General features: G+C 36.2%; 8 protein-coding genes. All 8 read left to right on the forward strand.

The features are described from left to right. Positions 1-36: 36 nt before the first annotated feature. The 8 genes from dut (at position 37) to pgsA (ending at position 8708) form a co-directional block, all read left to right on the forward strand. On the forward strand, positions 37-474 hold the full coding sequence (gene dut, locus K0R93_RS03930) for a dUTP diphosphatase (RefSeq protein WP_300297865.1): 438 nt from the start codon (positions 37-39) through the stop codon (positions 472-474). 124 nt (positions 475-598) lie between these two features. Then, positions 599-868, forward strand: a complete 270-nt coding sequence (locus K0R93_RS03935) for a YlmC/YmxH family sporulation protein (protein ID WP_300297868.1) — start codon at positions 599-601, stop codon at positions 866-868. 137 nt (positions 869-1005) lie between these two features. After that, a complete protein-coding gene (gene dapG / locus K0R93_RS03940; RefSeq protein WP_300297871.1) occupies positions 1006-2229 on the forward strand; it encodes an aspartate kinase in 1224 nt (407 codons plus the stop codon). 164 nt (positions 2230-2393) lie between these two features. Continuing rightward, complete coding sequence (locus K0R93_RS03945) at positions 2394-3179, forward strand: ClpP family protease (protein WP_330685010.1); 786 nt, start codon at positions 2394-2396, stop codon at positions 3177-3179. A 194-nt stretch (positions 3180-3373) separates the two neighbouring features. Next, entirely contained in the window at positions 3374-5689 is a 2316-nt protein-coding gene (locus tag K0R93_RS03950; protein WP_300297873.1) for an FtsK/SpoIIIE family DNA translocase, read from the forward strand. Positions 5690-5775: 86 nt separating this feature from the next. Continuing rightward, the gene (gene mnmH, locus K0R93_RS03955) at positions 5776-6816 is read left to right on the forward strand and encodes a tRNA 2-selenouridine(34) synthase MnmH (protein WP_300297876.1); all 1041 of its coding nucleotides are present in this window, start codon (positions 5776-5778) and stop codon (positions 6814-6816) included. Between the two features lie 25 nt (positions 6817-6841). Then, positions 6842-8188: a 30S ribosomal protein S12 methylthiotransferase RimO gene (gene rimO, locus K0R93_RS03960; RefSeq protein ID WP_300297879.1), complete on the forward strand. Its 1347-nt coding sequence runs from the start codon at positions 6842-6844 to the stop codon at positions 8186-8188. After that, positions 8172-8708, forward strand: a complete 537-nt coding sequence (pgsA, locus tag K0R93_RS03965; RefSeq protein ID WP_300297881.1) for a CDP-diacylglycerol--glycerol-3-phosphate 3-phosphatidyltransferase — start codon at positions 8172-8174, stop codon at positions 8706-8708. Before rimO ends, pgsA begins: the two co-directional genes overlap by 17 nt. Positions 8709-8861 lie beyond the last annotated feature (153 nt).

The raw sequence follows: 8861 nt of genomic DNA on the forward strand, positions 1-8861 counted from the left end.
CTATTTTTATATCAAAAATAATAGGGGGAAGAAAAAATGATTCAAATAAAAATAAAATTAAAAGAAAGTGGAATTACATTGCCAACGTATGAAACAAGCAGCGCGTCAGGAATGGATCTTCGTGCTTGTTTATCAGAAGAAGTTGTATTAGGCCCATGTGAGCGATCCCTTATACCTACAGGGATACATATAGAACTTCCAGAGGGACTTGAGGCTCAAGTCAGAGCAAGAAGTGGATTAGCGATAAAGCATGGTATAGGATTAATAAATGGGATTGGTACAATTGATAGTGACTATAGAGGTGAAATCAAAGTACCTCTAATAAATTGGGGAAAAGAAGATTTTATTATTCAAAATGGTGAGAGAATTGCTCAACTTGTAATATGCAGATATGAAAGAATAGATTGGGTTCCTGTAGAAGATCTTAATGAAACAGCCAGGGGATTAGGTGGTTTTGGTCATACAGGAAAATAAATAGTGAATAATACCTCTACTCTTGCAATAAATATATAGTGAAGGCTTGTATCGAAAAAATTTGTCTTAAGTACAAGTATTTAATAAATGATGATTAATTGTAAGAATAATAGGGAGGGAAATTATGAAACTAAGTAAGCTTGGAGGGAAAGAAATAGTCAATCTAACCGATGGGGGCAGATTGGGAATTGTTGCAGAATCTGATTTGTTAATAGATGAGCGGAATGGAAAGATTAGGGCATTGCTCGTACCAGATTTTCGAAATCAACTATCACTTTTTTCTGAGCGCAATTTTATTGAAATTCCTTGGAGCTGTGTCAAAAAAATCGGCAATGATATGATTATCATCGAACTGGAAGAAGAAAAACCAAACAGAAGAAAGTTTTCTTTATAGATAGATTTTCCTAGGTCATACACCACCTCATTTTTCTCCACATATGATATATATATAGCAACATATGCTCGAATTAAGTAGAAATATTTATTAATATGTGCTAATATTAAGGTATATATTTGGTAAGGAGGAGGAAAATGAACATCATTATCCAAAAATTTGGTGGAACCTCTGTAGCAACAGAAGAACTAAGGGAAAGAGTAGCGAAAAAAGTAATTTGCAGCAAAGAAGAAGGTAAAGCACCTGTTGTAGTAGTTTCTGCCATAGGACGAAGCGGTGATCCTTATGCCACAGATACGCTGATTGGATTAGCCAATCGAGCATTCAAAGAGCAGAGTAGTAGAGAACTTGATATGATCATGGCGTGTGGTGAAGTAATTTCTGCTGTAATTATGGCAAATACCATAAAAGCGCTAGGTTATGAGGCTGTGGCGTTATCAGGCCTTCAAGCAGGAATTATTACAGATAAATATCATGGTGACGCAGAAGTAGTACAGGTAGACTGTGAGCCCATTCTTAATCTGATAAAGGAAGGAAAAATTCCTGTAGTGACAGGATTTCAAGGGGCAACCATGACAGGTGATATTACAACATTAGGGAGAGGTGGCAGCGACACGACTGCGGCAATTTTGGGAGAAGCTTTAAAGGCTGATATTGTAGAAATCTACACAGATGTGGATGGCGTAATGACCGCTGATCCCCGGCTTGTGCCAGAGGCGAAGGTGATTGATAATATTTGCTATGATGAAATTTATCAAATGGCTGAAGACGGCGCAAAAGTTGTACATCCACGAGCGGTTGAAATAGCAAGAAGAGGTAGCTTGACATTAAAAATTAAAAATACATTTTCTGATGCACCAGGTACCATTATTAATGGAAATATGGGATTCAAAGGGAGTTCATATAGAAATGCCAATGAAGATAATTTGTTAACCGCTATAGCTCATAAAAATGGCATTACTCAGTTTACTGTTTCCTTTAACGAAGATTCCGTTGAAGAAAGTGAGAAATTTATGAATGAGCTGACCAATAAACATATCAGCATAGATTTAATTAATTTTTTTACCGATAGAAAAGTATTTACAGTTGATGAAAAAAATGCTGAGAAGCTTGAACTTCTCCTAAAGTCATTAGGGTATAAGTTTAAAGTAACAGCGGGATGCAGTAAGATTACAGCTATAGGGCATAAGATCCGTGGTGTTCCAGGTGTAATGGCTCGTATTGTTAAAGCCTTGGCTAGCCAAGATGTAAAAATATTACAATCTTCAGATTCTCATACAACAATATCGTGTTTAGTCAAGCAAAGCGATATGGAAAAAGCAGTAAATGCGCTGCACCAAGAATTTAATCTTTCCAGGTAAAGCAAAAAACTACTATACGCAAAGTTTGGGTATAGTAGTTTTATTTATGGTAAAAATATATATGAAACCATAATTGATTTAGACTATCTATCACTTGTTATTAAGTAATAATTAACATTGCATTTTAGATAGTTTGTATAACTTAAATATAGGAGTGTGAAACAATGTTTGAAAATGACGAGAAAACACCAGCTGCACCTCCTGAAGTTTTGCCTGCGACAGAAACGCCAATGACAGGACGTCCAAAGCTGAAGTTAAAATCTACTTTAGAAAATGTAAAAAGTTTAGGCAATCATGGGATACCTGAAATGCCAGGAAATATACACTACTTAACAATTATTGGGCATATTGAGGGCCATATGGTAGCTCCACCTCAGAATAAGTCTACAAAATATGAGCATATTATACCACAGCTAATCGCAGTGGAAGAAAATCCAAAGATAAAAGGATTGCTGACAATACTTAATACAGTGGGTGGGGATGTGGAAGCTGGCTTAGCTTTGGCTGAAATGATTTCTAGTTTAACAAAACCGACTGTATCTATTGTATTAGGAGGAGGACACAGCATTGGTGTTCCATTAGCAACTGCCAGTGATTATTCGTTTATAGTCCCTACTGCAACCATGACGATTCATCCAATACGGATGAACGGACTAGTCATTGGTGTTCCACAAACGTTTAAATATTTTCAGAAGATGCAAGAAAGAATTATTCAGTTTGTAACAAGGACATCGAAGGTATCTAGAGAAACATTCATTCAGCTAATGAACGAGACCGATGAAATTGCAAATGACATTGGTACGATTTTAATTGGAAATGAAGCTGTAGATATTGGTCTAATAGATGAAGTGGGTGGCATTAAAGAATCAATGGCAAAATTACAAGAGTTAATAAATGCGAATAATGATCAACGGGTTGAATTAGCCGAAAATCCTATGAATTTACAATAGAATAATTGAATAGCATATGTTATAATAGCAGTGGTAAAGTGTTAATATCTAAGATTAGCACTTTATTTTTTTCTTTTTCATCCGATGAATAAATTATACATCGCTGTTAATTTTATAATAAATATATGCTAAAGGTCTGGATCTAGGAAGCGTGTTCCTATGCTCTTTAAAGCAAATAGCTGAGGTGAATGAAGATGTCAAGAAAACAACGGAAAAAGGTAGAAAATAGATCCCCTATTCGTCATGAAATTGTCTCCTTATTTATTATTTCCATTGGAATTTTAGTACTCATTAGTTTGCAAACAGAGTCTTCTGGCGAAATAGGTAAAATCATTAAATATACCCTAAAAGGTCTTTTGGCTCAGCCAGCTAATCTATTACCTTTCGTCATCATAGCCTTTGGTTTATTCACCATGGCTGGTAAATTGAAATCTATAGATCGAAAGCTGCGTTTTACTGTGTTAGTTATGTATCTATCCTATGTAATTTTATTTGGTGTCAATCACATTGACCCTTCGGCTGAAAACCAATTAAGTTTTGCTAATCTTGGGCATGTTTATATGCAAGGAATTGAAGATAGAGGAAGCGGATTTATAGGGACGATTCTTGGCCTGACTTTTCTTAAATTATTTGGTTTGAGTGGCAGCTATGTAATTGTCATAACGATTATGGTAGCTTCATTACTTATGCTGACAAAAGTCTCGTTAATCACTGTATTTGCAAATATTAAAAAGGGTATTGTTTCATTTTTTGTTACCCTAGGGCAGGCAATCCTCGAATTCATACAAGTCCAGCCAGAAAAAGAAAAGAGGTCTAGTGGAAGCAAAGATAAGGTTACCTTAGAAAAACAAAAGGAACCTGTTATAAGTGATCATAAAGAATTGCCTATGGTAAAGAATGAAACCATAGATTCGAAAATAAAGATCCTTGATTTTACCCGGAAATCTGGAGGGGAAGAGAGAGAAGTCGATGATCAACAAACAGAAAAGAATACAGCAGATAAAGCAATTCCAGAGACAGAGCTAGATATTAGCGGAGAAACTGAGGACTTACATATCACCCAGACAACAAAGGCACCCATTGCTTATAAAATGCCCAGTCTAAATCTTCTAGAGAATGGAAGTTCAGTAAATAGCAAAAATGATAAAAAGGAAATCTTGAGTAAAGCAAAAGTATTAGAAGACACGCTGCAAAATTTTGGTGTAGATGCAAAGGTCATGCAGGTAAGCAAGGGCCCTACAATCACAAGATATGAAATACAGCCTAGTCCGGGCGTGAAGGTTAGCAAGATTGTTGGTCTATCTGATGATATTGCCTTGAATTTAGCTGCTTCACATATTCGGATTGAAGCACCTATCCCAGGCAAAGCAGCAGTGGGGATAGAGATTCCCAATGACTTAGTTACTACGGTCACAATAAAAGAAGTCTTAGTAAGCGATCCGTTTACAGAAAACGAATCAAAACTAACTTTTGTTCTAGGAAAGGATATTGCTGGAAATCCTATGGTATCAGATTTGGCTAAAATGCCTCACCTATTAATTGCGGGATCGACTGGCTCAGGTAAAAGTGTATGTGTAAATACGCTTATCACCAGCATATTATATAAAGCATCACCGGAAGAAGTAAAGTTTTTATTAATCGATCCAAAGGTGGTTGAGCTGAATAATTATAATGGTATTCCTCACCTGCTTATCCCTGTGGTAACGGATCCCAAAAAGGCCTCTACAGCTTTAAATTGGGCTGTTCAGGAAATGACCAATAGATATAAAACCTTTGCTCAAAATGGTGTTAGAGATATAACTGGCTATAATGAGAAGGCCAAAAAAGAAGGAATCGACACACTATCAAAAATCGTAATTATCATTGATGAACTCGCAGATCTAATGATGGTAGCTCCTGGACAAGTAGAGGATTCTATTTGTCGCTTGGCTCAAATGGCAAGGGCTGCAGGTATGCATTTGATTGTTGCAACGCAAAGACCTTCAGTGGATGTCATTACAGGTGTCATTAAAGCCAATATTCCTTCAAGAATTGCCTTTGCAGTTTCATCCCAAGCAGACTCAAGGACCATTCTTGACATGGGAGGGGCTGAGAAACTCTTAGGTAAAGGAGATATGTTGTTTTATCCTGTAGGCGCTTCTAAACCGAAACGTATACAAGGGGCGTTTATGTCTGACGCTGAAGTTGAGAGGGTTGTTTCATTTGTTAAGGATCAAGCTGTGGAAGATACCAGTTATGAGTTGGATATTATAGAGAAGATTGAAAACGATGATTCAAGTGAAGAAGGCACAGCAGATGAATTGTTAAAAGACGCCATAGAATTAGTAGTTCAAACTGAGCAAGCCTCAATCTCAATGCTTCAGCGAAGATTTCGAATAGGTTATAATAGAGCGGCAAGATTAATTGATGCTATGGAAGAACGTGGAATCGTGGGACCCCATGAAGGAAGCAAACCGAGACAGGTGCTTATATCCAAAGAGGAGTTTGAAGATATTAAGAGTAGAGCCTAAAATTCTACTCTTAATATATGTTCTATGTTTCTCTAAATTGGTGCATAATACTCTAAAGAAGAACGCTGAGAAAATGAGGAATGAATATGTTAAAACCAATAATAGTTGAAGATGCATTAAATATCGGAAATAAGCTTTTTATTGATGTGAGATCTCCAGCAGAATTTGCGGAGGCCACCATTCCAGGGGCTATAAATATTCCAATATTAGACGATTATGAAAGAGCAGAAGTTGGCACTGTGTATCGAAAAGAGAGTAGAGAAGGAGCCACGGCTGTTGGTCTCGATTTTGTAGCTTCAAAACTTAAGGAGATATATGAAAAGATAAAGGACTATTCAAATAAATATGATTCAATTATCGTGTTTTGCTGGCGTGGGGGAATGCGGAGCAAATCCGTATGTAATTTTCTGAATGCTATGAGTATCACCAATACATACCAATTGGTCGGCGGATACAAAGCCTATCGTAAACATGTGGTTGATTTCATGAATCAGTCCATTGATAAATATAGATTCGTAATGCTCCATGGGCACACCGGCGTAGGGAAAACCCATATCTTAGAGTTATTGCATCAATGTGGCCAGCCTGTATTAGATCTTGAAAGATTGGCTCAAAATAGTGGTTCAGTATTTGGTGACATCGTTTTTGAAGGTTCTCCGCCCACACAGAAGAATTTTGAGGCTTTTATCTTCGAGTGCCTATCTAGGCTTCAAAGTAATTACGTTTTTGTTGAAAGCGAAAGCAAAAGAATTGGGAGTGTTCATGTTCCAGATTCATTGTACAATAGAATGATGAGCGGTGACCATGTGCTAATTGAAACATCTTTACATAATCGAATAGAGATTATATATAGTGATTATGTGAATCAATTGACCCATAAGAATGAAAAAATTATTGATGCAATTCGCCACCTAAACAAAAGATTAGGAAATGACGTGGTAGAAAATTTAATTCGTAGGATTGAAAACAAAGAATATAAGTATGTCATTGAATATCTGATTGAATACTATTATGATCCCTTGTATAAGTATTCGATAGAAAAATATTGTCCCTATGATTTAGTCATTACGTATCAGAAAATTGAAGATGTAATCAAGAAACTTGAGAATTTTGTACAGTATATTTAGCATCTAACTTGAGAGGAGTTTTTATATGTCATTAAAGGTATCAGTAGAGTCTTTAGGATGCGCCAAAAACTTAGTAGATTCAGAGATTATGATGGGTTTACTAGACAAGTATAGTTATCAGTTGACGGACCAAAAAGAGATAGCTGACATAATTATTGTAAACACCTGTGGATTTATTGAAGCTGCAAAGCAGGAATCTATCGACACGATCATTGAATTGGGAAAATTCAAGGAAGAAGGAAATTGCAAAATTCTAGTAGTAGCTGGTTGTTTAGGTGAGCGATATTCAGACGAACTATTGGAAGAACTGCCAGAGGTAGATGCAATCATTGGAACGGGCAACTATCCGGAGATTATTCAAATCATTGATGAGGCTTTGAGAGGAAATCGAATTTCTAAGTCTGGAGATATGAATATTAAGATTTCTGAAGACTTACCAAGATTATTAGCAACACCTAAGTATTCTGCTTATCTTAAAATAGCGGATGGGTGCGATAATTGTTGTACCTATTGTATTATACCAAAATTGAGAGGTTCTTATAGAAGCAGAGATATTGAGAGTATTATGAGTGAAGCACAAACCATGGTAAACAATGGCGTTAAAGAGCTGATACTTATCGCTCAAGATACAACTAGGTATGGTATTGATTTATACGGAGAATATAGACTTACACAGCTGCTCAGCCAACTATGTACAATTGAGGATCTACAATGGATTCGGATTTTATATTGCTATCCTGATGAAATCAATGAAGAACTAATCGACATCATTACTAGGGAAGAAAAAATCTGTAAATACCTTGATATGCCAATTCAGCACTGTAACAATGAAGTACTGAAGCGAATGAATCGTAAAACAACGAAAGAACATATCATGAACGTTATTGAAAGGCTAAGAAAAAAAATTCCCGATATTTCTTTGCGAACTTCTTTGATTGTAGGATTTCCTGGAGAAACAAACGAACAATTTGAAGAATTAGCGTCTTTTGTTAAAGAGATGGAGTTTGATAAGCTTGGCGTATTTACCTATTCTCAGGAGGAAGATACACCAGCTGCGAAACTCAAGGATCAATTGGATGAAAGTATTAAAGAAATTAGGCGAGATGAGATTATGCTTATCCAAAAAGATATATCATTGAAAAAAAATAGAGAGAAAATCGGTAAAATTTATGATATACTTGTAGAAGAGAAACTAGAAGAAGAAAATGTATATATAGGAAGAACTATTTATGATGCACCAGAAATTGATGGAATTGTTTATTTTTCTTCAGTACTCCTCTTGAATCCTGGTGATTTTGTAAAGGTTAGAATCACGGATGCACTCGAATACGATTTAACGGGAGAGATGATACTCAATGAATCTTGCGAATAAACTTACAATTGCTAGAATTTTTCTAGTCCCAGTTTTTATGATCGTGCTATTGAACAAAATCCCATATGGGATGTACATAGCAGCAGCAATTTTTATGATAGCTGCGATCACAGATACTCTTGATGGCTATATAGCTAGGAGTAGAAATCAAATAACCAAATTCGGTAAATTTATGGATCCATTGGCAGATAAGCTCTTGGTTACAGCAGCTTTGGTTTCACTGGTACAAATGGGTAAACTGCCTGCATGGATTGTAGTTGTGATTATTTCCAGGGAATATATCATCAGTATATTTAGGGCAATTGCTGCATCCGAGGGTATTGTTATTGCTGCCAGTTGGTGGGGAAAGCTAAAAACAATAAGTCAGATCGTAGCGATTATCGCAATACTCCTTGATAACTTCCCGTTTAGCTTAATTAACTTTCCTTTTAGCAGTTTAGCCCTGTGGGCTGCGGTATTGCTAACTATTATTTCAGGTGTAGATTATATTTATTTAAATCGTCAAATATTAAAACAGTAGATGAAAAAGCAGCAGAGCTGCTTTTTTTGTTTAATAGGAGCGTGCCCAATGGAATATTCGAAGAAAGTGAAATAGGAAGTCCTCAAGGAGGAGTAATATCACCATTGCTCGCCAATATTTATCTCAACTATCTGGATACAGTATGGGAGAAAT

This window comes from Anaerosolibacter sp., from assembly GCF_029240175.1.
Classification (GTDB): Bacteria; Bacillota; Clostridia; order Peptostreptococcales; family Thermotaleaceae; genus Anaerosolibacter.